We start from the raw sequence: 19,776 nt of genomic DNA, 5'->3' as shown, positions 1-19,776 counted from the left end.
GCCACCGACCGTCCCACCCAGGAGAGCCCATGAGTCCCGCAGCCCAGGACGACCTCGTCCGCGTCGCCCGCATCGGCAAGCCGCACGGCATCCGCGGCGAGGTGACCGTGCAGGTCTTCACCGACGACCCGGACGCCCGCTTCGCCCCCGGCGAGCGACTCGTGGTGCGCGACGGCGCCCCGGGCCTGCCGGCGGAGCTCACCGTCACCCGGGCCCGGTGGAACAAGCAGATCCTCGTGGTCGGCTTCGCGGAGTCGCCGGACCGCAACGTCGCCGAGACCCTGCGCGGCGCCCAGCTGTTCGCCGTTCCCGCCGCGCCCGAGGAGTCCGACGAGTGGTACGAGGAGGACCTCGTGGACCTCGAGGTGCGGGTCGACGGCGAGCGCGTCGGCGTCGTCACGGCCCTGACCACCGGGGCGGTCCAGGATCTGCTGCACGTCGCGTTGGACGGCGTCGAGGAGGAGGCCCTGGTGCCCTTCGTCGAGGAGATCGTCCCGGAGATCGACCCCGAGGCCGGCGTGCTCGTGCTGACCCCGCCGCCGGGGCTGCTCGAGCTCGCCACCGGCGAGGACGAGGGCGCCGCAGACGGGCCCACCGATGCGGATGCGGAGGACTGAGCGGTGCGCTTCGACGTCGTCACGATCTTCCCCGAGTACCTCGCGGTCCTCGACGTCTCGCTGCTGGGCCGTGCCCGCCGCGAGGGCCTCGTGGACGTGCACGTCCACGACCTGCGCGACTTCACCTTCGACCGGCACCGCACCGTGGACGACACGCCCTACGGCGGCGGCGCCGGCATGGTGATGAAACCGGAGCCGTGGGCGCTCGCGCTCGAGCACGTGGCGGCCCAAGGGCCCGTGTCACCGGCCCCCGCCGAGTCGTCGTCGGCGGAGCCGGGGGACCGCCCCGTGCTGCTCGTGCCGACGCCCTCGGGGGAGCGCTTCACCCAGCGGTTCGCCCGGGAACTGGCGGGCCGGGAGCACGTGGCGATCGCGTGCGGCCGCTACGAGGGGATCGACGAGCGCGTCTTCGGCTGGGCCGAGGAGCTCTTCGAGGTGCGGCTGGTCTCGCTGGGCGACTACGTGCTCAACGGCGGCGAGGTCGCGGCGCTGGCGATGATCGAGGCCGTCGGCCGCCTCGTGCCGGGCGTCGTGGGCAACCCGGCCTCGCTCGTCGAGGAGTCCCACGAGGACGGCCTGCTGGAGTACCCGGTCTACACCAAGCCCGCGGACTGGCGGGGCCGTGCGGTGCCGCCCGTGCTGCTCTCGGGCGACCACGGCAAGGTCGCGGCCTGGCGTCGGGCCCAGCAGGAGGAGCGCACGCGCGAGCGGCGACCGGACCTGTGGGCGGCGTACGACTCCGAGGACTGACCCGCCGCGCCCGACGGGCTGGAGGGGCGTCGCGGCGTCATCGGCTGTGGCATAATGGGTCCTCGTGTCCGCCGGACGCCCGACCTGCCACAGGGGGCGCGCGTCAACGGATCGGACCCCGGGACCGCACCCCACGTGCGGAGCCCGGCCCTCGGCTCGGGACCCGGCCCCCTCGTCATGCGGACGTGGACGGACCGTGCGCCCGCATACCACGCGGTTGACCTGTGGCATCCGCCAGGAGAGACGACATGCACATTCTCGACTCGTTCGACAAGAAGACGCTGCGCGACGACATCCCGGAGTTCGCCCCCGGCGACACCGTCAAGGTGCACGTGAACATCATCGAGGGCAAGACCGCCCGCGTCCAGGTGTTCCAGGGCTACGTCATGGGCCGTCAGGGCTACGGCGTGCGCGAGACCTTCCGCGTCCGCAAGGTGTCCTTCGGCATCGGCGTGGAGCGCGTGTTCCCGGTGCACTCCCCGGTCATCGACAAGATCGAGGTCGTCACCAAGGGCGACGTGCGCCGCGCGAAGCTGTACTACATGCGCGACCGCCACGGCAAGGCCGCCCGCATCCGCGAGAAGCGCGCCGACGCCAAGTGATCATCCCGGTCGGCCCCGCCGACCGGTGATCGACCCATGCGCACCTCGGAGCCCCGTGACCCCCGCCGGTCACGGGGCTCCGTCGCGTCCGGGGCCAGCTCCTCCTCGAGCACGACGGCGGCCCCCGCCTCCGGCGCGAGCCGCTGGTGGGCGTGGCTCGGCCTGACCGTGGTGGCCGCCGTCGTGGTGGCCGCGGTGCTGCGGGCCCTCACCGGCCCCGTCTACCTCATCCCCTCCGGGTCGATGGAGCCGACCCTGCAGCCCGGCGACCGCGTGCGGGTGGACGCCGCCGCGGCGGGCGGGCAGGGCCTGCACCACGGCGACGTGGTGGTGTTCGACGGCGCCGGCAGCCTGGCGCCGTACCGTTCGGCCGGATCGCTCGAGCGCGGCCTCGAGGACGTCGCCCGGTGGTGGGGTGTCGGCGCGGCCGAGGACGTGTTCGTCAAGCGCGTGCTGGCCCTGCCGGGGGACCGCCTCGAATGCTGTGCCCCGGACGGTCGGCTGCTGCGCAACGGCGAGCCGCTGGATGAGCCGTATCTCGGCAGGCCCGTGACCGCGGACGAGCCGGCCGCGGCGGGGACCTGGTCCTTCGAGGTGCCCGACGGGCGCATGGTCGTCCTGGGCGACCACCGCGCCGCCTCCCGGGATTCCCGCGCACTGCTGGGCGCCCCCGGCGGCGGGCTGATCCCGCTCGAGCGGGTCGAGGGCCGGGTCGCGGAGGTCGTGTGGCCCCTGTCCCGCCGCGGGACCGTGGACGCCCCCTCCGGGGACACGCCGTGACGGGGCGCCGCACCGCGCTGATCGCGGCCGCCGTGACCGTACTCGCCTGCGTGCTGGCGTGGGCCTTCCTGGCGCGCATGTACGCCATCCCGTCCTCGTCCATGGAGCCCGGGCTGCGGGCCGGCGACCGCGTGGTCGCCACGCTGCTCACCCCCGATCCGTTCCCGGTGCGCCGCGGTGACGTCGTGGTGTTCGAGGACACGAAGGGCTGGCTGCCCGGGGGCGGCCACGTGATCAAGCGGGCCGTCGGGCTGCCGGGGGACATCGTCTCCTGGACGCCCGGCGAGGAGACGCTGCGCGTGAACGGGGTGCCCGTGGAGGAGCCGTACCTCGCGCCGGGGGAGACGCCCGCGCAGGAGGCGTTCGAGGTGACCGTCCCCGCGGGGCGACTGTGGGTGCTCGGTGACCATCGCTCGGCGTCGGCGGACTCCCGCGCGCACCTCACCGGGCCCGGGGGCGGGTTCGTGGCCCTCGACGACGTGGTGGGCCGCGCCCGGCTCGTGGTCTGGCCGCTGGACAGGATCGGCGGCGCCGGCGCCGACCCCGACGCGTTCGCCACCGTGCCGGACGCGCCCGCGCCGGAGGCTCGCACGTGACCGCCCGTCGGGGCGGCGGCCGGCCGACGGTGCGCGCCGGTCTGGACGTCGAGGCGGGGCTGGCCGCGCCGGTCCTCGCCGCGCGGGGAGTGGACCGGGTGCTGGTGGCGGGCATGGACGAGGTGGGCCGGGGCGCGCTGGCCGGGCCCGTCGTCGTCGGGGTGTGCGCCGCGTGGCTGCCCGCCGCGGGGCAGATCCCTCCGGTGCGCGACTCCAAGGCGCTCACGGACCGACGCCGGCGCGCCCTGGTCCCGCAGATCGAGGACTGGGCGGCCGGGGTGGCGCTCGGGGAGGCCGGCCCCGCGGAGATCGACGCGCTCGGGATCTCGGCGGCCCTCGGTCTCGCCGGGCGCCGGGCGTGGGCGGCGCTGTGCGACGCGGTGGGGCAGGAGCCGGTCGCCCTCGTGCTCGACGGCCGGGACGACTGGCTGAGCCGCTCCGATCCCGACGCCGGCCCCGCGCCCGCGCCGCGCCCGCTGCCGCCCGCGCCCACGATGCTGGTGCGGGCCGAGGACCGGTGCGCGACGGTGGCGGCCGCGTCGATCGCCGCGAAGGTGGCTCGCGACGACGTCATGATCGCCCTCGACGCGGCGCACCCGGGGTACGGGTGGGCCGGGAACAAGGGGTACGGTTCAGCCGCGCACCGGGCCGCCCTGGCCGAGCGCGGGGCGAGCGAGCAGCACCGGCGCAGCTGGAACCTCGGGCTGCCGGACGCGCCCGCGCAGGCGCCGCCCACGCTGTTCGACTGAGCCCCCGGGGCCGGGCGCGGCCGCCCGTTCGACGTGCGACCCCCGGACGGGGGAGGATGGAGGCCGTGCGTGCCCGGACTGTCGCGGGTGCGCGGCGAACACTGAGGAGGCATGTCATGAGCGCAGACGACGTCGAGGACTTCGAGGCCGAGGCCGAGCTGCTGCTCTACCGCGAGTACCGGGACGTGGTGGGCCTGTTCCGCTACGTCGTGGAGACCGAGCGGCGCTTCTACCTCGCCAACGACGTGCGGCTGACGCCCCGCCAGGCGGACGGGGACGTGTTCTTCGAGATCCTGCTCGAGGACGCCTGGGTGTGGGACGTGTACCGCACGCAGCGGTTCATCAAGCGCGTGAAGGTGCTGACCTTCAAGGACGTGAACATCGAGGAGCTGCCCACCGAGGACCTGACGGTCCCGCCGGACGGCCAGCTGCCGAGCTGACCCACGCCTGATCGGCCCCGAGGTCGGGACGCCGACGTCCACTCCTGCACAGGCGTCCGGCCCCGCACAATCCCCGCCGTCGCCGACGCGGCGACCCTGCTCGGGACCACCCTGGTGCCCAGGAGGTGGTCGGGATGACGGGGACCGCGGAACGGATCGGGGCGCAGCCGCCCGGAGACAGGCGCGCCAGCCGCGCGCACACGGCACTGGGCCGGTTCGGTGAGGACGCCGCCGCGCGCTGGCTCGCCGAGCGCGGCTACGTGATCGCCGACCGCAACTGGCGGGGCGAGGCCGGAGAGCTGGACATCGTGGCCCACCACGCCGGCTGGTGGGTGGGCGTCGAGGTGAAGACCCGCTCGGGCCTGGCCTTCGGGGACCCGTTCGAGTCGATCGACCGGCGCAAGCTCACCCGGCTGCACCGCCTCACCGCGGCGTGGGTGCGGGCCCATGCCGCGGACCGCCGGGGGACGCCCTGGCGTGTCGACGCCGTCGCCGTGCTGGTGCCGCGCACGGGCGGGATCCGCTTCGACCTGCTGCAGGACGTGCGGCCGTGAGCGGCATCGGACGCACCCGCTCCATCACGCTGGCAGGTCTGCGCGGGGAGGTCGTGCACGTCGAGGCGGACATCGCCCAGTCCCTGCCCGGGTTCACCCTCCTCGGTCTGCCGGACCAGGCGCTGCAGGAGAGCCGGGACCGCATCCGCTCCGCCGCGCGCAACGCCGGACTGCCCCTGACCCGGCGGCACCTGACCGTGAACCTGCTGCCGGCGGGGGTGCACAAGCGGGGTGCGTGCCACGACCTGGCGATCGTCCTGGCGGCCTACGCCGCGGACGGGCGGGTGCGGAACGTCGAGGGGCCCGTGTTCCTGGCCGAGCTCGGCCTCGACGGCGCCCTGCACCGCTCGCCGGAGACCGTGGCGATGGTGATGGCCGCCGTCGACGCGGGGTGCTCCGAGGTGGTCGTCGCCGAGGATGCGGAGGCCGAGGCCCGACTGGTCCCCGGCGCCGAGGTCCGCGGCTTCGCCCATCTGCACGACGTCATCCGCGCCTTCGGCGGGGAACCGGACGGAGAGCCGCCCCACCGCCCGGCCCGACGGCAGGTGACAGCCCCGGAACCGGAGCCGGCCCGTGCGGTGCCCGACCTCGCCGAGGTCGCCGGACAGGCCGAGGCCCGGTTCGCGCTCGAGGTCGCAGCCGCCGGCGCCCACCACCTGCTGCTCATGGGCGCCCCGGGGGCGGGCAAGACCATGCTCGCCGAGCGCCTGCCCGGAATCCTGCCTCCCCTGGACCGGCGCACCGCGCTCGAGTGCGCCGCCCTGCGCTCCCTCCGCGGCGGCGACGCCCGTGTCCGGCGCAGGGGCGGGACGGCCCAGGGGTTCGACGGTGACATCGACCGGACCCCGCCGTTCGAGGCACCCCACCACTCGGCGTCCCGCTCGGCCCTCGTGGGCGGCGGCAGCGGCCTCGCCCGGCCGGGAGCGGCCTCCCTCGCCCACGGCGGCGTGCTGTTCCTGGACGAGGCCCCCGAGTTCGAACGGCGCACCCTCGAGGCGCTGCGCCAGCCCCTCGAGTCCGGGGAGGTGCTGCTGCACCGGGCCCTCGGCGCCGTCGTCTACCCGGCCCGGTTCCAGCTCGTGCTGGCCGCCAACCCCTGCCCGTGCGGCAAGGGCGGTGGCACGGGCGTCGAGTGCCGGTGCAGCGTGCCCGAACGCCGCCGCTACGCCCAGCGGCTCTCCGGGCCGCTGCTGGACCGCGTCGACCTGCAGGTCACCGTGCGGCCCGTCGAAGCGCGGCAGCTCACGGGGGCGCCCGCGTCCGAGACCACGTCGCAGGTGGCCGCCCGGGTCGCCGCGGCCGCCGACCGCCAGGCCCGGCGCTGGGCCACCGCCGCCGAGCGCGGGCTCGCCCCGTCCGGGCTGCGCCGCAACGCGCACGTCCCCGCCGGGGTGCTGCGGCACGGCCCGTACGCCGTGCCCCGGGCGGCCCGCCGGCCCGCGGACGACGCCGTCGACCAGGGCCTGCTGAGCGCGCGCGGCCACGCCCGCGTCCTGCGCCTCGCCTGGACCCTGGCAGACCTGCGCGGCGCCGAACGGCCCGCACCCGAGGACACCGACGTGGCACTCACGCTGCGCCACCAGAACGAGGAGGACGCATGACCACCTACGTCACCCCGGCGGCAGACCACGTCGCCGGGCCGCGCCGGCCGGACGCCGCCCGGCTCGCCCGCGCCGCCCTGACCCGGCTGGTCGAGCCCGGGGACGCGCTCGCGGTGCAGACCGTCACGGCGCTGGGGCCGGAGCGGGCGCTCGCCCTGCTCACGGGCCGGGAGACGATCCAGCCCGCCGAGCGCGATCTGCTCGCCGATCTCGCCGGCGCGCCCGACACGCTGCCCCGGCGCTGGGCCGCGGGGCTGGCCCGCTGGGCGCCCCGGGCCGCCCGGCTGGAGCCGGAGCGTGACCTCGTGACTCTGCACCGGCTCGGGGGAGGCCTGCTGATCCCCGAGGACGACGCCTGGCCCGCCGCCCTGGCGGACCTGGGCGAGGAGGCGCCCCTGGGCCTGTGGTTCCGCGGCTCCGGAACGCTGCCTCCCGCGGACCGGATGCTCGCCGTCGTCGGCAGCCGGGAGGCGACCGCGTACGGACGGACCGTGACCGCCCGCTGCGCCGCCCACGCCGTCCAGCAGGGCGCGTGCGTGATCTCCGGCGGTGCGTACGGCATCGACGGCGCCGCCCACCGGGCCGCGCTGCAGGCGCCCGCCGCACCGGAAGACGCGGCGGATCGCGACGGCGTCCCGCCCACGGTGGCGGTGCTGGCCGGCGGCCTCGACCGGTTCTACCCGGCCGGCCACGAGGACCTGCTTCGCGCGGTGATGGCCGCCGGGCTGCTCGTGTCCGAGATGCCGCCCGGTGCGAGTCCCACGCGGTACCGGTTCCTGCAGCGCAACCGGGTCATCGCCGCGCTCGCGGGGGCCGTGCTGGTGGTCGAGGCGCGCTGGCGGTCGGGAGCGCAGAACACGGCGGGCCACGCGTTCGGCCTCGGCCGCGAGGTGGGCGTGGTCCCCGGCCCCGTGACCTCGCCCAGCTCCGCCGGTTGCCACCGTCTGCTGCAGGAGAGCCCCGCCCGTCTCGTGACCACCGAGCAGGAGGCCCTCGCCCTGCTCGGCCAGGGGCCCGCCCGGAGCGGCGGCGCGGGCGGGAGGACCTCCACCCGGGCAGCTCCCGAGTCCGCCGCGCGGCCCACCGACGGGCTCACGATGGAGGAGGCCCTCGTCCACGAGGCGCTGCCCCTGCGCCAGGCGGTGCCCGTCGACCGGATCACCGTCAGCGCCGGGCTCGCGCTGCCCACCGTCCTGGCGTGCCTGTCCCGGCTGCAGCGGGCGGGCCTGGCCGAACGGGTCGAGGACCGGTGGCGGCGGGGATGACCTCCGGCCGCGTGCTCCCGGGCGGCGCCGCCCTGGGGCGGATGGCAGAGTGGGGGGATGACCCCGTCGTCCTCCGTCCGTCCCGTCCCGGTCCCGCGCGCCCCCTCGCCCCGGGACACGGCCTGGCTCGAGGCGTTCGAGGAGCACCTGCGCCACGAGCGGAACCGCAGCCCCCAGACCGTGCGCGCGTACCTCGCCGATCTGCGCGCCCTCATCGACCACGTCGCCGGCACAGCCGGCACCGCGGCGGCGCCCGCCGTGGATGACGACGCCCCCGCTCGCCACGTGCCCAGCGCACCGGACGTCCTCGCCGAGCTGGACATCGAGGACCTGCGTGGCTGGTTGGCGGCCATGAGCGGGGCCGGCCTCGCCCGCGCGACCCTGGCCCGCCGGGTGGCCGCCGTCCGCACCTTCACGGCCTGGCTGCGCCGGGAGGGCCTGCGCTCGGACGACCCCGCCCTGCGGCTGCGCTCGCCCCGACCCGAGGGGACGCTGCCCCACGTGCTCCAGGAGCAGCAGGCGACCCGGCTCCTCGCGGCTGCCCAGGAGCGTGTGGACGCCGCCGCCGCGGGCGACGACCCTGCCGCCCACGCGCTGGCCCTGCGGGACGCCGCCCTGCTCGAGCTGCTCTACGCCACCGGCGCCCGGGTGGCCGAACTCTCCGCCCTGGACGTGGACGACCTCGAGGCCGGCCGCGGCGTCGTCCGGCTGACCGGCAAGGGCGACCGGCAGCGCACCGTCCCCTACGGCGCACCCGCGGGCCGCGCCCTCCAGGAGTGGCAGCGGCTCGGTCGCCCCCGCCTGGCCCGGCCGGACTCCGGCCCCGCCCTCTTCCTCGGCGCGCGCGGTGGCCGGCTGGGGGTGCGCCAGGCGCGCACCGTCGTCGACCGGGCGCTCGAGGGCCTGGGGGACACCGCGGCCCGCGGGCCGCACGCACTGCGCCACACGGCCGCGACCCACCTCCTCGACGGCGGCGCCGACCTGCGCACCGTGCAGGAGCTGCTGGGCCACGCGTCCCTGCGCACCACACAGGTCTACACGCACGTCTCGATCGATCGCCTCCGCGAGGGCTATCGGCAGGCCCACCCACGCGCCTGACGCCGCCCCGCAGCGCTTCCGATCCCTCCACCGTGCCGCCGCGACACGCGCGGCGGCGCACCGCCCCATTGCCGGGCCCACGCCCCTGGTGCACAATGGCCCCAGGATCCACCGGAGCCGCGACGTGGTCGTAGGGGAAGACGCACCGCATCGCACCCTCGGAGGCATCCATGACCAGCACCCAGACCCGCGGCGTGGTCCACATCCTCTCCGCCCCCACCGCCCTCTGCCCCCACGTGGAGTGGGCGCTGAGCTCCGTGCTCGGCCCCGCGACCTCGGTGGAGTGGGAGGGTCAGCCGGTCGCGCCCGGCGAGCACCGCGCCGAGGTGCACTGGACGGCGCCCGCCGGCACCGGTGCGCGTCTGGCCTCCGCCCTGCGTGGCTGGCCGCACCTTCGCTTCGAGATCACGGAGGAGCCGTCCGCCGGTGTCGACGGCTCGCGCTGGTCCCACACCCCGGACCTCGGCATCTTCCACGCCACCACGGACGTCTCCGGCAACATCATGGTCTCCGAGGACCGCATCCGGTACGCCTATGAGGCCGGCGCGGGAGACCCCAGCGTGCTGATGCACGAACTCTCCCTCGCGCTCGGCGAGGCCTGGGACGACGAGCTCGAGCCGTTCCGGCTGGCCGCCGCCCACGCCAACGTGCGCTGGCTGCACCGCGCCGTCTGAGCCTTCGCCCCCGGCCGGCCGGCGGCGCGCTCCGGTTCAGACGCTGCGGAACACGGCCACCGCGTTGTGGCCGCCGAAGCCGAACGAGTTCTTCACGACCACGCGCTGCCCCTCGGGCAGACGGGCGGGGGAGCCGGTGACCACGTTCAGCGGGATCTCCGGGTCCTGGTTCTCCAGGTTGATGGTCACGGGCGCCTGGCCGTGGTGGACGGCGAGCACGGACAGGATCGACTCGATCGCACCCGAGGCGCCCAGCAGGTGGCCGGTCTGGGACTTCGTGGCCGAGACCTGCACCTGGTCCAGGTGATCGCCGAACACGGCCCGCATGGCCAGGTACTCCGGCGCGTCGCCCTTCGGTGTGGACGTCGCGTGGGCGTTCACGTGGCACACGTCCTCGGGGGTGATGTCGGCCGACCTCAGGGCGGCGCGCATCGCACGGGTCGCGCCCAGGCCCTCGGGCTCGGGCGCGGTGATGTGGTGGGAGTCGGAGCTGACGCCCGCGCCGGCCAGCTCGGCGTACACGCGCGCGCCGCGGGCCTTCGCGTGCTCCTCCGACTCGATCACCATGACGCCGGCGCCCTCGCCGAGGACGAAGCCGTCGCGGTCCACGTCGTAGGGGCGGGACGCGGCCTGCGGGTCGTCGTTGCGCTTGGACAGCGCCTGCATCGCGGCGAACGCGGCCATCGGCAGCGGGTGCACGGCGGCCTCGGCGGCGCCGCAGATCACGACGTCGGCCTGGCCGGAGCGGACGAGCAGCAGCGCGGTCTCGAGCGCCTCGGTGCCGGCGGCGCACGCGGACACCACCGTGCGGGCGCCGGCGCGGGCGCCGAACTCGAGGGAGAGCGCGCCGGCGGCGCCGTTGGGCATGAGCATCGGGACGGTCATGGGCAGCACGCGGCGCGGGCCGCGCTCGCGCAGGGTGTCCCAGCCGTCCAGGAGGGTCCACACGCCGCCGATGCCGGTGCCGAAGGCCACGGCGAGCCGGTCGCCGTCGACCTCCGCGCCCTCGAGGCCGGCGTCCTTCCAGGCCTCGCGCGCGGCGACGGTCGCCATCTGGGTGGCCGGGTCCTGGCGTTTCTGCTCCACCTTGGAGAGGACCTCTGAGGTGGGCACGGCCAGCTCGGCCGCGAAGGTGACGGGCAGCTCGTACTTCTCCACCCAGTCGTGTTCCATGGTGCGCGCACCGGAGACGCCCTGCAGGGCGTGGGACCAGAAGGTGGGCACGTCGCCGCCGATGGGCGTGGTGGCGCCGAGGCCGGTGATCACTGCGGTGCGGGTCATGGGTCTGCTGCCTCTGGGTCTCGAGTGGGGATCGGGCGGAGGGGTGTCGTCGGCACGATGCGCGGCGCTCGCCGGGGTGCCGGAAGTCGAGGGTGTCGGGGGCCGGGGGCGCTCACGCGCCCCCGGCGCTCACCGAGGGGACGGGGCGGGCCGGGCCCGCCGCCGTCGTGGGCCGATCAGGCCTGGGCGCCGTCGATGAAGTCGACGGCGTCCTGGACGGTCTTGAGGTTCTTGACCTCCTCGTCCGGGATCTTCACGCCGAACTTGTCCTCGGCGTTGACCACGATGGTCATCATCGAGATCGAGTCGATGTCCAGATCGTCCGTGAAGGACTTCTCCGGCTGCACCTCGGCGGTGTCGAGGCCGGTCTCCTCGTTCACGATCTCGGCGAGGCCGGCGAGGATCTCTTCCTTGGAAGCCATGGGGCGTCTCCTTCGGTAGGGGTGTGGGGTGTACGTGATCAGTGAATCAGACGGCGCCGCCTCAGGGGAGGCGGACCACCTGGGCGCCGTAGACCAGCCCGGCGCCGAAGCCGATCTGCAGGGCCAGGCCGCCGGTGAGCTCGGGGTTCTCCTCCAGCAGACGGTGCATGGCCAGCGGGATGGACGCGGCCGACGTGTTGCCGGCGTCCGCGATGTCCCGGGCCACGACGACGGACTCCGGCAGCTTCAGCTGCTTGGCGAACTCGTCGATGATCCGCATGTTGGCCTGGTGCGGGATGAACGCGGCGAGGTCTTCGGGCTCCACGCCCGCGGCGTCGAGGGCCTCGCGGGCCACCTTCGCCATCGACCACACGGCCCAGCGGAAGACGGAGGGCCCGTCCTGGCGCAGCGTGGGCCAGAGCATCCCCTCCGCGCCGGTGATCGCCGAGGCGTCGCCCGTGGTGCGGGCGTGCTCCACGGCATCGCGGAGCTCCAGCTGCGAGTGCGTCATGGAGATCGTGGACCAGCGCTCCCCGTCCGAGCCCCACACCGAGGGGGAGATGCCCGGCTCGTCCGAGGCCGACACGATCACGGCGCCCGCGCCGTCGCCCAGGAGGAAGGAGATGGAGCGGTCCGTGGGATCCACGACGTCGGAGAGGCGCTCGACGCCGACCACGAGCACGTGCCGCGCGGTGCCGGAACGCACGAGCGCGTCGGCCTGGGCCACGCCGTAGCAGTAGCCGGCGCACGCGGCGGAGACGTCGTAGGCGGGCGCCGGGGTGGCCCCGATCTCGTGCGCCACGAGGGCCGCGGCCGAGGGGGTGGCGTGCGGGAAGGTGACGGTCGAGACGATCACGGCGTCCAGGTCCGAGCCCTGCAGGCCGGCCCGCTCGAGGGCCTCCCGGGCGGCGCCCACGGCCATGACGGGCACGGTCTCCTCCGCCGTGGCGCGCTGGCGCGTGACGATGCCGGTGCGCTGGCGGATCCACTCGTCCGACGAGTCGATGGGGCCGATGAGGTCCTCGTTGGGGACCAAATTCGCCGGGCGGTAGGCGCCCACGGCCACGATGCGGCTGGCCGCGGGGCGCTCGTGCTGCTTCAGGGTGACGGTCATGGTGCTTCTCTCTGCCGGGCGGTGCGCGGGGTTCAGGCCGAGTGCTCGGCCAGGAACGCCCGCGCGGCGTCCAGGTCCTCGGGGGTCTTCACGGCGAGCTGCGCGGTGCCCTTGAGGCCGCGCTTGGCCAGTCCGGTCAGTGTGCCACCGGGCAGCAGCTCCAGGACGCCCGTGACCTGCCGCGTGGCCATGGTCGCCATGCACAGGTCCCAGCGGACCGGGCGGGTGATCTGGTCCACGATCCGGGCGAGCACGTCCGTGCCGGACTCGACGGCCTCGCCGTCCCGGTTGGACAGCAGGGGCAGGCGCGGGTCCGAGGGGGAGAGGCCGGCGACGTGGGCCGCGAGGTCGTCCACGGCGGGGCGCATGTGCTCCGTGTGGAACGCGCCGGCCACCTTGAGCGGGATCACGCGGGCGCGGGCGGGGGCGGACTCGGCGAGCGCGCCGAGGGCCTCCGCGGTGCCGGCGGCGACGATCTGGCCGGCGCCGTTGACATTGGCGGGCGCCAGGCCCGCCGCGTCGATGGCCGCGAGGACCTCGTCCTGGTCCCCGCCCACGACGGCGGCCATGCCCGTGGGCGTGGCCGCGGCGGCCCGGGCCATGCCGGTGGCGCGCACGCGCACCAGGGAGAGGGCCTCGGCGGGGGACAGCACGCCGGTGACGGCGGCCGCGGTGACCTCGCCCACGGAGTGGCCGGCCACGACGGTCGACTTCGGTGCGGCGGCGTCCGCCTCGAGGGCCGCGGCGGCCACGAGGCCGGCCGCCACGATCAGCGGCTGGGCGACGGCGGTGTCCTTGATGGTCTCCTCGTCCGACTCAGTGCCGTGGCGGATCAGGTCCACGCCCGCGGCGTCGGAGAGGGATGCGAGCAGGTCGCGGGTCCCGTCCAGCTCGAGCCAGGGGGCGAGGAAGCCGGGCGTCTGGGACCCCTGTCCGGGGCACACGATGGCAAGCATTCCTCCATCGTGTCAGGATCGGCCGCCATCCCGGGCAGATCGCGCCACGAAGCACGGCGAGTCGGTTTGGAGGGTTTCTACAAGCGGGGGTGTGCGCCGCCCCGGCTCAGTCCGACCCGTCCCCGGTCGTCTGCCGCGCCCCCGCGAGCCGGCCCAGGGTGATCGCGGTCTGCAGGACGTACGCGTCGCGGGGGACCAGCGGGTCCCAGCCGGTCACCTCAGCCACCCGCTTGAGGCGGTACCGCACGGTGTTCGCGTGGACGAACAGCTCGCGGGCCGTGCCCTCGAGCGAGTGGCCCAGCGCGCCGTACGCGTCCACGGTCTCCAGCAGGGAGGTGCCGGCGTCGGGACGGGAGGGCGTCGGCCTCCCCGCGGCATGCGGGTCAGGCGTCGCCGCCCGCGATGCCGGTGGTGCCGGCGTTGACGTCGTCCAGGCGGTACTTCTCGTGCGCCTTCGCGGCCGTGCCCCGCTCGACCTCGCCCTCCTCCTCGAGGAGCTGCAGCGCGCGGACCACCATCGAGTGGGTGTCGATGAGGAAGTACCGACGGGCGGCGGCGCGGGTGTCCGCGAAGCCGAACTCGTCGGCGCCGAGCGCCGAGAAGCGGTTCGGCACGAACGGGCGGATCTGGTTCGTCCACGAGGTGGAGTAGTCCGAGGTGGCCACGATCGGGCCCTCGGCCCCCTGCAGCGCCTGCGTCACGTAGGGCACGCGCGGGGTGGCGGACGGGTCCTTCAGGGCGTCCTTCTCCGCCGCGACGGCGTCGCGGTACAGCTCGTTGTAGGAGGTCACCGACCACACGGAGGCGTTCACGCCCCACTCCTCGGAGAGGATCCGCTGGGCGTCGAGCGCCCACGGCACGGAGACGCCGGAGCCCAGGAGCTGGACCTTCGGGCCGTCGCCCTGGCCCTCGGAGAGGCGGTAGATGCCCTTGAGCAGGCCCTCCACGTCGAGGCCCTCGGGCTCCTCGATGTGGGTGATCGGCTCGTTGTACACCGTGAGGTAGTAGATGACGTTGCGGACGTCGTCCCCGCGGTCGTGGTCGCCGTACATGTCCTCCAGGCCCTGGCGCACGATGTGGGCGATCTCGTACGAGTACGCCGGGTCGTAGTGCTTCACGGCCGGGTTCGTGGACGCCAGGACGGGGGAGTGACCGTCCATGTGCTGGGTGCCCTCGCCGGCGAGGGTGGTGCGCCCGGCGGTGGCGCCGATCATGAAGCCGCGCGCGAGCTGGTCGCCTGCGGCCCAGATGTTGTCCGCGGTCCGCTGGAAGCCGAACATCGAGTAGAAGATGTACACCGGGATCATCGGCTCGCCGTGCGTGGAGTACGCCGTGCCGATCGCGTTGAACGCCGCGGTGGCGCCGTCCTCGTTGATGCCGACGTGGTAGATCTTCCCCTGCGGGGACTCCTTGTAGGACAGGAACAGGTCCCGGTCCACGGACAGGTAGTTCTGGCCCTTGGGGTTGTAGATCTTCGCGGTCGGGAAGAACGAGTCCATGCCGAAGGTGCGGGCCTCGTCCGGGATGATCGGCACGAAGCGCGGTCCCATGTTCTTGTCCCGCATCAGGTCCTTGAGCAGGCGCACGAACGCCATGGTCGTGGCGGCCTGCTGCTTGCCCGATCCCTTGCGGGCCTGCTTGTACGCGGACTCCGGGGGCAGCGGGATCGCGTGGTAGTCGCTGCGCCGCTCCGGCACGAAGCCGCCCAGCTCCTTGCGCCGCTCCATCATGTACGTGATCTCCGGAGCGTCGGCGCCCGGGTGGTAGTACGGGATGTCGTACGGGTCCTTCTCGATCTGCTCGTCCGAGATCGGGATGCGGTGGCGGTCCCGGAACACCTTGAGGTCGTCCACCGTCAGCTTCTTCATCTGGTGCGTGGCGTTGCGACCCTCGAAGGACTTGCCCAGGCCGTAGCCCTTGATGGTGTGGGCCAGGATCACGGTGGGCTGGCCCTTGTGCTCCATGGCGGCCTTGTAGGCGGCGTACACCTTCTTGTAGTCGTGGCCGCCACGCTTGAGGCCCCAGATCTCGTCGTCGGTCATGTCCGCCACCATCTCCTTGGTGACGGAGGACCGGCCGAAGAAGTGGTCGCGCACGAAGCCGCCGGACTCGGCCTTGTAGGTCTGGTAGTCGCCGTCGAGCGTCTCGTTCATGATGCGCACGAGCTCGCCCTCGTCGTCGGCCTCGAGCAGCGGATCCCACTCGCGGCCCCACAGGACCTTGATGACGTTCCAGCCGGCGCCCCGGAAGTAGGACTCCAGCTCCTGGACGATCTTGCCGTTGCCGCGCACCGGCCCGTCGAGACGCTGCAGGTTGCAGTTGATGACGAAGGTGAGGTTGTCGAGCTTGTCGTTGGCCGCGATGTGCAGCTGGCCGCGCGACTCGGGCTCGTCCATCTCGCCGTCGCCGAGGAAGGCCCACACGTGCTGGTCGGAGGTGTCCTTGATGCCGTTGTTGTGCAGGTACCGGTTGGTCTGCGCCTGGAAGATGGCGTTCATCGGCCCCAGGCCCATGGACACGGTGGGGTACTGCCAGAAGTGCGGCATCATCCGCGGGTGCGGGTAGGAGGGCAGGCCGTGGCCCTGGCGGGACTTCTCCTGGCGGAAGCCGTCGAGGTCCTCCTCGGTCAGGCGGCCCTCGAGGAAGGCTCGGGCGTAGTTGCCCGGCGAGGAGTGGCCCTGGAAGAAGATGTGGTCGCCGCCGCCCGGGTGGTCCTGGCCGCGGAAGAAGTGGTTCAGGCCCACCTCGTAGAGGGTCGCCTGGCCTGCGTAGGAGGAGATGTGACCGCCGACGCCGACGCCGTCGCGCTGGGCGCGCTGCACGAGGGCCATGGCGTTCCACCGCAGGTAGTTGCGGTAGCGGCGCTCGAGCTCCTCGTCGCCCGGGTACTCCGGCTCCTGGTCCGCCGGGATCGTGTTCACGTAGTCCGTGGTGGTCACGTAGGGCAGGGCGACGGACTGGGCGCTCGCGCGCTGCATGAGGGAGCGCATGATGTACTGCGCCCGCTCCGTGCCGCGCTCCTCGATGAGTCCGTCGAGGGACTCGATCCACTCCGACGTCTCCTGGGGATCCTTGTCCGGGAGCTGGTCGGTCAGACCGCTGCGGATCTGCGAGCTCTCTTCGGCTGCGCTCACGGTGCCTCCTGGTTCTCGTGCGGAGGGGTGCTCCGCGGTGGGCTGCGGGCAGACGATCCGGTCCGGGCCCGCGACGCCGAGCCGGGCGCGTCGCCCGGAGAGTGCGTCTGTTCCTCCCCAGAGTAGACCGGAGCCGCCGCGTCCGCCCGGCCGGAGGCCCCGGAACGGCGGCGTCCACGGCGTATGGTGGTCATCATCACCCGCTCGACGGCGCGGGCCGCAGTGCCCGCCACCATCAAGGAGGACCGGACACTATGCAGGCTGGGTCGACGCCGACCTCGACGGACAGCGCCCTGCTGGCGGAGCTCGCCCTCTCGAGGGGCGACCTGGTGCAGGAGTGGGGGTACGACGACGACGTCGACGTCACCTTCCGTGACGCGCTCGAGGACGCGCTCGGCGAGGAGCTGCTGACCGAGGAGGATCAGGAGCCGGCGGACGCCGTCCTCTTCTGGTGGCGCGCGGACGACGGCGACGTTATGGATCTCGCGGACGCCCTCGTGGACGCCCAGCGCTCCCTCGATGCCGGCCCCGTCTGGATCATGACCCCCCGCAAGGGTCGCGCCGGCCACGTCAGCCCGGCGGACGTCGCCGAGGCCGCCTCCACCGCGGGCCTGCACGCCACCACCGGGGCCGGCGCCTCCGAGGACTGGGCCGCTCAGAAGCTCGTCCAGAAGCGCGGTGGCTGAGGCTCCGTCCGGCGGGACGCGGGGCGCCGACGACGTCCCCGCGCTGCGCGACGACCACGGCCAGACGTGGCCGTGGCCGCCGACGCGCGGGCCCGAGGACGCCGCCGGGCCGCGGGGCACGTGGCTCGTCTTCCTGCCCGGGGCGTTCACGCCGGTGTGCACGGACGAGCTCGGCTGGATCGGGGCGCTCGCCGAGGACGTGGCGGTCCACGAGGTGACTGTCCGCGTGGTCTCCTGTGACGCCGCCCCCGTGCTGCGCCGCGTCCGCGAGGAGCTGGCACTGCCGGAGCCGCTCACCCTGCTCTCCGATTTCTGGCCCCACGGCGCGGCCTGCCGTGCCCTCGACGTCTTCGACGCGGAGACCGGGCGGCCCCGCCGCGTCTCCGTGCTGCTCAACGCGGACGGGGTCGAGGCCGCGCGCGTGGTCGCCGCCCCGGGACAGGCACGCACCCGGAGCGAGCACGAGGCGGCGACGCGCGACCTGCTCGCGGACCGGTAGCCTGGACGGACACCGGCACCTGTAGCTCAGTTGGTCAGAGCATCTCGTTTACACCGAGAGGGTCGGGGGTTCGAGTCCCTCCGGGTGCACCGATCGCGGGGCCATGGCACGGCGTGACGCCGCGGCTCCGTCATGCCGACCGCCCGTCAGGCGCCTATGAGAGCATGCTCACCATCATGGGCTCCTCGTCAGCGTCCTCGCGCGCCTCCGCTCCGCCCTCGCGGTGGGCCGAGGTGCGCTCCGGCGTCGCCGTGACGCTGGGCGCCGGCCTCGGCCTGTTCCCCCTGGGCGTGGCCTTCGGGATGCTCGTGGTCCAGGCCGGGCTGCCCGCGTGGGTCGCACCCCTGTTCTCCGTGGTCGTGTTCGCCGGGTCCGTCGAGCTGCTGCTCGTCTCGCTGGTGGTGGCGGGCACCCCGCTGCTCACGATCGCCGTGACGGTGTTCCTGGTGAACTTCCGCCACGTGTTCTATGCGTTCAGCTTCCCGCTGCGCGTGGTCCGGGGGCGCTTCGCGCGGATCTACTCGATGGGCGCCCTGATCGACGAGGCCTACGCCATCGCCGCCGCCCGGCCTCGCGGCTGGACCGGCCCCCGACTGGTCGCCATGCAGGTCGCGCTGCATGCGTACTGGGTGCTCGGGGGCCTCGCCGGGGTGGCCGTGGCCTGGCTGCTGCCCGGACCGGTGGAGGGCCTGGAGTTCGCGCTCGTCGCCCTCTTCATCGTGCTCGCCATGGACGCCGCCCGCACGCGGGCCCAGCTGCCCCTCGTGCTGGCGGCCGCGGTCGCCGTCGGGGTGGCCCTGCTGCTGGCGCCGGCGCAGGTGCTCGTCGTCGCCTTCGCCTTCTACGCCGCGGTGCTGATCGCGTTCCACGTGCTCGCCGCACGCGGGACCGCCCTGCCGCTGCCCGAGCCCGTGCCCGTCACCGGACCGGTTCCCGTCGTCGCCGCGACGGGGGAGCGGGCCGGCACGGATGCCGAGCCCGGCGCCGGGGAGGACCCCCGATGACCGGCGCCGCGTACCTGGTGGCCGCGGCCGTCGTCGCGGGCCTCGTGACCTTCTGCCTGCGCGCGTTGCCGTTCGCCCTGCTGCAGCCGTTGCGGGAGTCCGTGCTCGCCGCGCGGCTGGCGGTGTGGATGCCCGCCGGCGTGCTGACCATCCTGGCCCTGGTGATGCTGCTCGACGCCGCGGCGCTGGCCCCCGGAGAGCCCGTGGACGGGGCGCGGGTGGCCCACGCGCTGATCGCGGCGGCGGTGACAGTCGTCGTGCATCTGCTGGCCGGGCGGCGGACCCTGGTCTCGATCGCCGCCGGCACGCTGGCCTACGTGCTGTTGGTCAACCTGGCCTGACCGGCGGCGGGGCGGGTTCGCCCAGGCGTTCGGCCCACGCGCGGGTCGCCGCGGCGAGGCGGCGGCCGTAGGCGGTGACCCCGTGGGTGAGCGTCCCGGCGTTGTAGAGCGTCCCCGCCCGGGCGATCCCCTCCGCGGAGAGGTCGCCGCGCAGGTGCCCGCGCAGGATCTCCAACCCGAAGGCCAGGTTGTCCTCCGGCTCCCACAGACGAAACCCGCGCTCGGCTGCCTGCGCGAAGTACGGCGGCCACGTGATCTGCGCGGGCCCCACGCCGTTGGACGTCTCCCCCTGCGCCACCCGGGCCACGAGCTCCTCGTAGCGCTCCCGGGTCACGGGGACGTCCGTCCCGCGCGGGGCGCTGTGCACGCCGCCGGCGTCGTGGCCGAAGACGTTCCGGCCACCGGACTCGAGCTCGGCCAGGGCCGCCGCCACCGGGAGGGGCACGTCCGCCCGGCGTGCGGCGGCCACGATCGTCGCGGCGTTGTCGAGGTGCCGGCCGAGCGTCGCCGTCGGGTCGGACGAGCGGTCGCGGGCGGAGCGGCGGGTGAGGAGGTCGCGGAGCAGGCCCATCGGCCCACCCTCCCGCAACGCGGGTTGAGTTGTCGCGGGTGA

The 19,776-nt window shown here is 74.6% G+C and carries 22 protein-coding genes, 1 tRNA gene and 1 pseudogene; 17 read left to right on the top strand and 7 right to left on the bottom strand.

The genetic code is table 11. The features are described from left to right. The first annotated feature begins 29 nt into the window (after positions 1 to 29). From rimM to J1M40_RS03200, 12 genes are all read left to right on the top strand, one after another. The gene (rimM, locus tag J1M40_RS03255) at positions 30 to 617 is read left to right on the top strand and encodes a ribosome maturation factor RimM (protein WP_134416671.1); all 588 of its coding nucleotides are present in this window, start codon (positions 30 to 32) and stop codon (positions 615 to 617) included. Positions 618 to 620: 3 nt separating this feature from the next. After that, a complete protein-coding gene (trmD, locus tag J1M40_RS03250; RefSeq protein WP_020625067.1) occupies positions 621 to 1,367 on the top strand; it encodes a tRNA (guanosine(37)-N1)-methyltransferase TrmD in 747 nt (248 codons plus the stop codon). A gap of 248 nt (positions 1,368 to 1,615) precedes the next feature. Further along, on the top strand, positions 1,616 to 1,969 hold the full coding sequence (gene rplS, locus J1M40_RS03245; RefSeq protein ID WP_002853821.1) for a 50S ribosomal protein L19: 354 nt from the start codon (positions 1,616 to 1,618) through the stop codon (positions 1,967 to 1,969). 36 nt (positions 1,970 to 2,005) lie between these two features. Further along, complete coding sequence (gene lepB / locus J1M40_RS03240; RefSeq protein ID WP_206450468.1) at positions 2,006 to 2,749, top strand: signal peptidase I; 744 nt, start codon at positions 2,006 to 2,008, stop codon at positions 2,747 to 2,749. Continuing rightward, positions 2,746 to 3,345 carry a signal peptidase I gene (lepB, locus tag J1M40_RS03235; RefSeq protein WP_206450467.1) on the top strand — a complete coding sequence of 200 codons (600 nt, stop codon included), beginning with the start codon at positions 2,746 to 2,748 and terminating at the stop codon, positions 3,343 to 3,345. Before lepB (J1M40_RS03240) ends, lepB (J1M40_RS03235) begins: the two co-directional genes overlap by 4 nt. Then, the gene (locus J1M40_RS03230) at positions 3,342 to 4,094 is read left to right on the top strand and encodes a ribonuclease HII (protein WP_206450466.1); all 753 of its coding nucleotides are present in this window, start codon (positions 3,342 to 3,344) and stop codon (positions 4,092 to 4,094) included. Before lepB (J1M40_RS03235) ends, J1M40_RS03230 begins: the two co-directional genes overlap by 4 nt. A 116-nt stretch (positions 4,095 to 4,210) precedes the next feature. Continuing rightward, positions 4,211 to 4,534, top strand: coding sequence for a DUF2469 domain-containing protein (locus J1M40_RS03225; RefSeq protein ID WP_002853817.1), 324 nt, complete (start codon positions 4,211 to 4,213; stop codon positions 4,532 to 4,534). 134 nt (positions 4,535 to 4,668) lie between these two features. Further along, complete coding sequence (locus tag J1M40_RS03220) at positions 4,669 to 5,088, top strand: YraN family protein (RefSeq protein WP_002853815.1); 420 nt, start codon at positions 4,669 to 4,671, stop codon at positions 5,086 to 5,088. After that, positions 5,085 to 6,689: a YifB family Mg chelatase-like AAA ATPase gene (locus tag J1M40_RS03215; protein ID WP_101965521.1), complete on the top strand. Its 1,605-nt coding sequence runs from the start codon at positions 5,085 to 5,087 to the stop codon at positions 6,687 to 6,689. The genes J1M40_RS03220 and J1M40_RS03215 overlap by 4 nt, the downstream gene beginning before the upstream one ends. After that, positions 6,686 to 7,954, top strand: a complete 1,269-nt coding sequence (locus J1M40_RS03210; protein ID WP_241252035.1) for a DNA-processing protein DprA — start codon at positions 6,686 to 6,688, stop codon at positions 7,952 to 7,954. Before J1M40_RS03215 ends, J1M40_RS03210 begins: the two co-directional genes overlap by 4 nt. 57 nt (positions 7,955 to 8,011) lie before the next feature. After that, positions 8,012 to 9,052 carry a tyrosine recombinase XerC gene (locus J1M40_RS03205; protein WP_152744464.1) on the top strand — a complete coding sequence of 347 codons (1,041 nt, stop codon included), beginning with the start codon at positions 8,012 to 8,014 and terminating at the stop codon, positions 9,050 to 9,052. 170 nt (positions 9,053 to 9,222) lie between these two features. After that, the gene (locus J1M40_RS03200; protein ID WP_102708307.1) at positions 9,223 to 9,726 is read left to right on the top strand and encodes a DUF3145 domain-containing protein; all 504 of its coding nucleotides are present in this window, start codon (positions 9,223 to 9,225) and stop codon (positions 9,724 to 9,726) included. Positions 9,727 to 9,762: 36 nt separating this feature from the next. On the opposite strand, the gene fabF is transcribed toward J1M40_RS03200, so the two are convergent. The 6 genes and pseudogenes from fabF to aceE all read right to left on the bottom strand — a co-directional run bounded on the left by fabF (position 9,763) and on the right by aceE (position 16,633). Continuing rightward, positions 9,763 to 11,007, bottom strand: a complete 1,245-nt coding sequence (gene fabF / locus J1M40_RS03195) for a beta-ketoacyl-ACP synthase II (RefSeq protein ID WP_102708306.1) — start codon at positions 11,005 to 11,007, stop codon at positions 9,763 to 9,765. 176 nt (positions 11,008 to 11,183) lie between these two features. Then, positions 11,184 to 11,429, bottom strand: a complete 246-nt coding sequence (locus J1M40_RS03190) for an acyl carrier protein (RefSeq protein WP_010078906.1) — start codon at positions 11,427 to 11,429, stop codon at positions 11,184 to 11,186. A 61-nt stretch (positions 11,430 to 11,490) separates the two neighbouring features. Then, entirely contained in the window at positions 11,491 to 12,543 is a 1,053-nt protein-coding gene (locus tag J1M40_RS03185) for a beta-ketoacyl-ACP synthase III (RefSeq protein ID WP_020624511.1), read from the bottom strand. A 32-nt stretch (positions 12,544 to 12,575) separates the two neighbouring features. Beyond that, the gene (locus tag J1M40_RS03180) at positions 12,576 to 13,499 is read right to left on the bottom strand and encodes an ACP S-malonyltransferase (RefSeq protein ID WP_206450465.1); all 924 of its coding nucleotides are present in this window, start codon (positions 13,497 to 13,499) and stop codon (positions 12,576 to 12,578) included. Between the two features lie 106 nt (positions 13,500 to 13,605). Then, positions 13,606 to 13,830: pseudogene (locus tag J1M40_RS03175) on the bottom strand (helix-turn-helix domain-containing protein); the annotation flags it as partial. 52 nt (positions 13,831 to 13,882) lie between these two features. After that, positions 13,883 to 16,633: a pyruvate dehydrogenase (acetyl-transferring), homodimeric type gene (gene aceE / locus J1M40_RS03170; protein ID WP_044659133.1), complete on the bottom strand. Its 2,751-nt coding sequence runs from the start codon at positions 16,631 to 16,633 to the stop codon at positions 13,883 to 13,885. A 254-nt stretch (positions 16,634 to 16,887) separates the two neighbouring features. Between aceE and J1M40_RS03165 the strand changes: the two genes are divergently transcribed. From J1M40_RS03165 to J1M40_RS03145, 5 genes are all read left to right on the top strand, one after another. Continuing rightward, positions 16,888 to 17,319, top strand: a complete 432-nt coding sequence (locus J1M40_RS03165; protein WP_044659132.1) for a DUF3052 domain-containing protein — start codon at positions 16,888 to 16,890, stop codon at positions 17,317 to 17,319. Beyond that, entirely contained in the window at positions 17,312 to 17,818 is a 507-nt protein-coding gene (locus J1M40_RS03160) for a redoxin domain-containing protein (protein WP_044659131.1), read from the top strand. Before J1M40_RS03165 ends, J1M40_RS03160 begins: the two co-directional genes overlap by 8 nt. A 15-nt stretch (positions 17,819 to 17,833) precedes the next feature. Continuing rightward, positions 17,834 to 17,907 (top strand) — tRNA-Val (locus J1M40_RS03155). Between the two features lie 75 nt (positions 17,908 to 17,982). Next, complete coding sequence (locus J1M40_RS03150) at positions 17,983 to 18,822, top strand: AzlC family ABC transporter permease (protein WP_206450464.1); 840 nt, start codon at positions 17,983 to 17,985, stop codon at positions 18,820 to 18,822. Further along, a complete protein-coding gene (locus J1M40_RS03145; RefSeq protein ID WP_070709804.1) occupies positions 18,819 to 19,163 on the top strand; it encodes an AzlD domain-containing protein in 345 nt (114 codons plus the stop codon). The genes J1M40_RS03150 and J1M40_RS03145 overlap by 4 nt, the downstream gene beginning before the upstream one ends. Here J1M40_RS03145 and J1M40_RS03140 read toward each other — a convergent pair. Next, positions 19,150 to 19,734: a hypothetical protein gene (locus tag J1M40_RS03140; protein ID WP_144820212.1), complete on the bottom strand. Its 585-nt coding sequence runs from the start codon at positions 19,732 to 19,734 to the stop codon at positions 19,150 to 19,152. The genes J1M40_RS03145 and J1M40_RS03140 overlap by 14 nt on opposite strands. Positions 19,735 to 19,776: the final 42 nt, after the last annotated feature.

It is taken from the genome of Micrococcus sp. KRD026 (assembly GCF_017168445.1).
Taxonomy (GTDB): domain Bacteria; phylum Actinomycetota; class Actinomycetes; order Actinomycetales; family Micrococcaceae; genus Micrococcus; species Micrococcus luteus.
This window is presented reverse-complemented; position numbering and strand designations above follow the sequence as displayed.

Coding starts and splice junctions, on each gene's coding strand:
- rimM (WP_134416671.1), top strand. CDS start 30: ATGAGTCCCGCAGCCCAGGACGACCTCGTCCGCGTCGCCCGCATCGGC.
- J1M40_RS03220 (WP_002853815.1), top strand. CDS start 4,669: ATGACGGGGACCGCGGAACGGATCGGGGCGCAGCCGCCCGGAGACAGG.
- J1M40_RS03150 (WP_206450464.1), top strand. CDS start 17,983: ATGCTCACCATCATGGGCTCCTCGTCAGCGTCCTCGCGCGCCTCCGCT.
- rplS (WP_002853821.1), top strand. CDS start 1,616: ATGCACATTCTCGACTCGTTCGACAAGAAGACGCTGCGCGACGACATC.
- J1M40_RS03210 (WP_241252035.1), top strand. CDS start 6,686: ATGACCACCTACGTCACCCCGGCGGCAGACCACGTCGCCGGGCCGCGC.
- fabF (WP_102708306.1), bottom strand. CDS start 11,007: ATGACCCGCACCGCAGTGATCACCGGCCTCGGCGCCACCACGCCCATC.
- J1M40_RS03180 (WP_206450465.1), bottom strand. CDS start 13,499: ATGCTTGCCATCGTGTGCCCCGGACAGGGGTCCCAGACGCCCGGCTTC.
- J1M40_RS03145 (WP_070709804.1), top strand. CDS start 18,819: ATGACCGGCGCCGCGTACCTGGTGGCCGCGGCCGTCGTCGCGGGCCTC.
- J1M40_RS03165 (WP_044659132.1), top strand. CDS start 16,888: ATGCAGGCTGGGTCGACGCCGACCTCGACGGACAGCGCCCTGCTGGCG.
- J1M40_RS03205 (WP_152744464.1), top strand. CDS start 8,012: ATGACCCCGTCGTCCTCCGTCCGTCCCGTCCCGGTCCCGCGCGCCCCC.
- J1M40_RS03190 (WP_010078906.1), bottom strand. CDS start 11,429: ATGGCTTCCAAGGAAGAGATCCTCGCCGGCCTCGCCGAGATCGTGAAC.
- J1M40_RS03200 (WP_102708307.1), top strand. CDS start 9,223: ATGACCAGCACCCAGACCCGCGGCGTGGTCCACATCCTCTCCGCCCCC.
- lepB (WP_206450468.1), top strand. CDS start 2,006: ATGCGCACCTCGGAGCCCCGTGACCCCCGCCGGTCACGGGGCTCCGTC.
- J1M40_RS03225 (WP_002853817.1), top strand. CDS start 4,211: ATGAGCGCAGACGACGTCGAGGACTTCGAGGCCGAGGCCGAGCTGCTG.
- J1M40_RS03140 (WP_144820212.1), bottom strand. CDS start 19,734: ATGGGCCTGCTCCGCGACCTCCTCACCCGCCGCTCCGCCCGCGACCGC.
- J1M40_RS03185 (WP_020624511.1), bottom strand. CDS start 12,543: ATGACCGTCACCCTGAAGCAGCACGAGCGCCCCGCGGCCAGCCGCATC.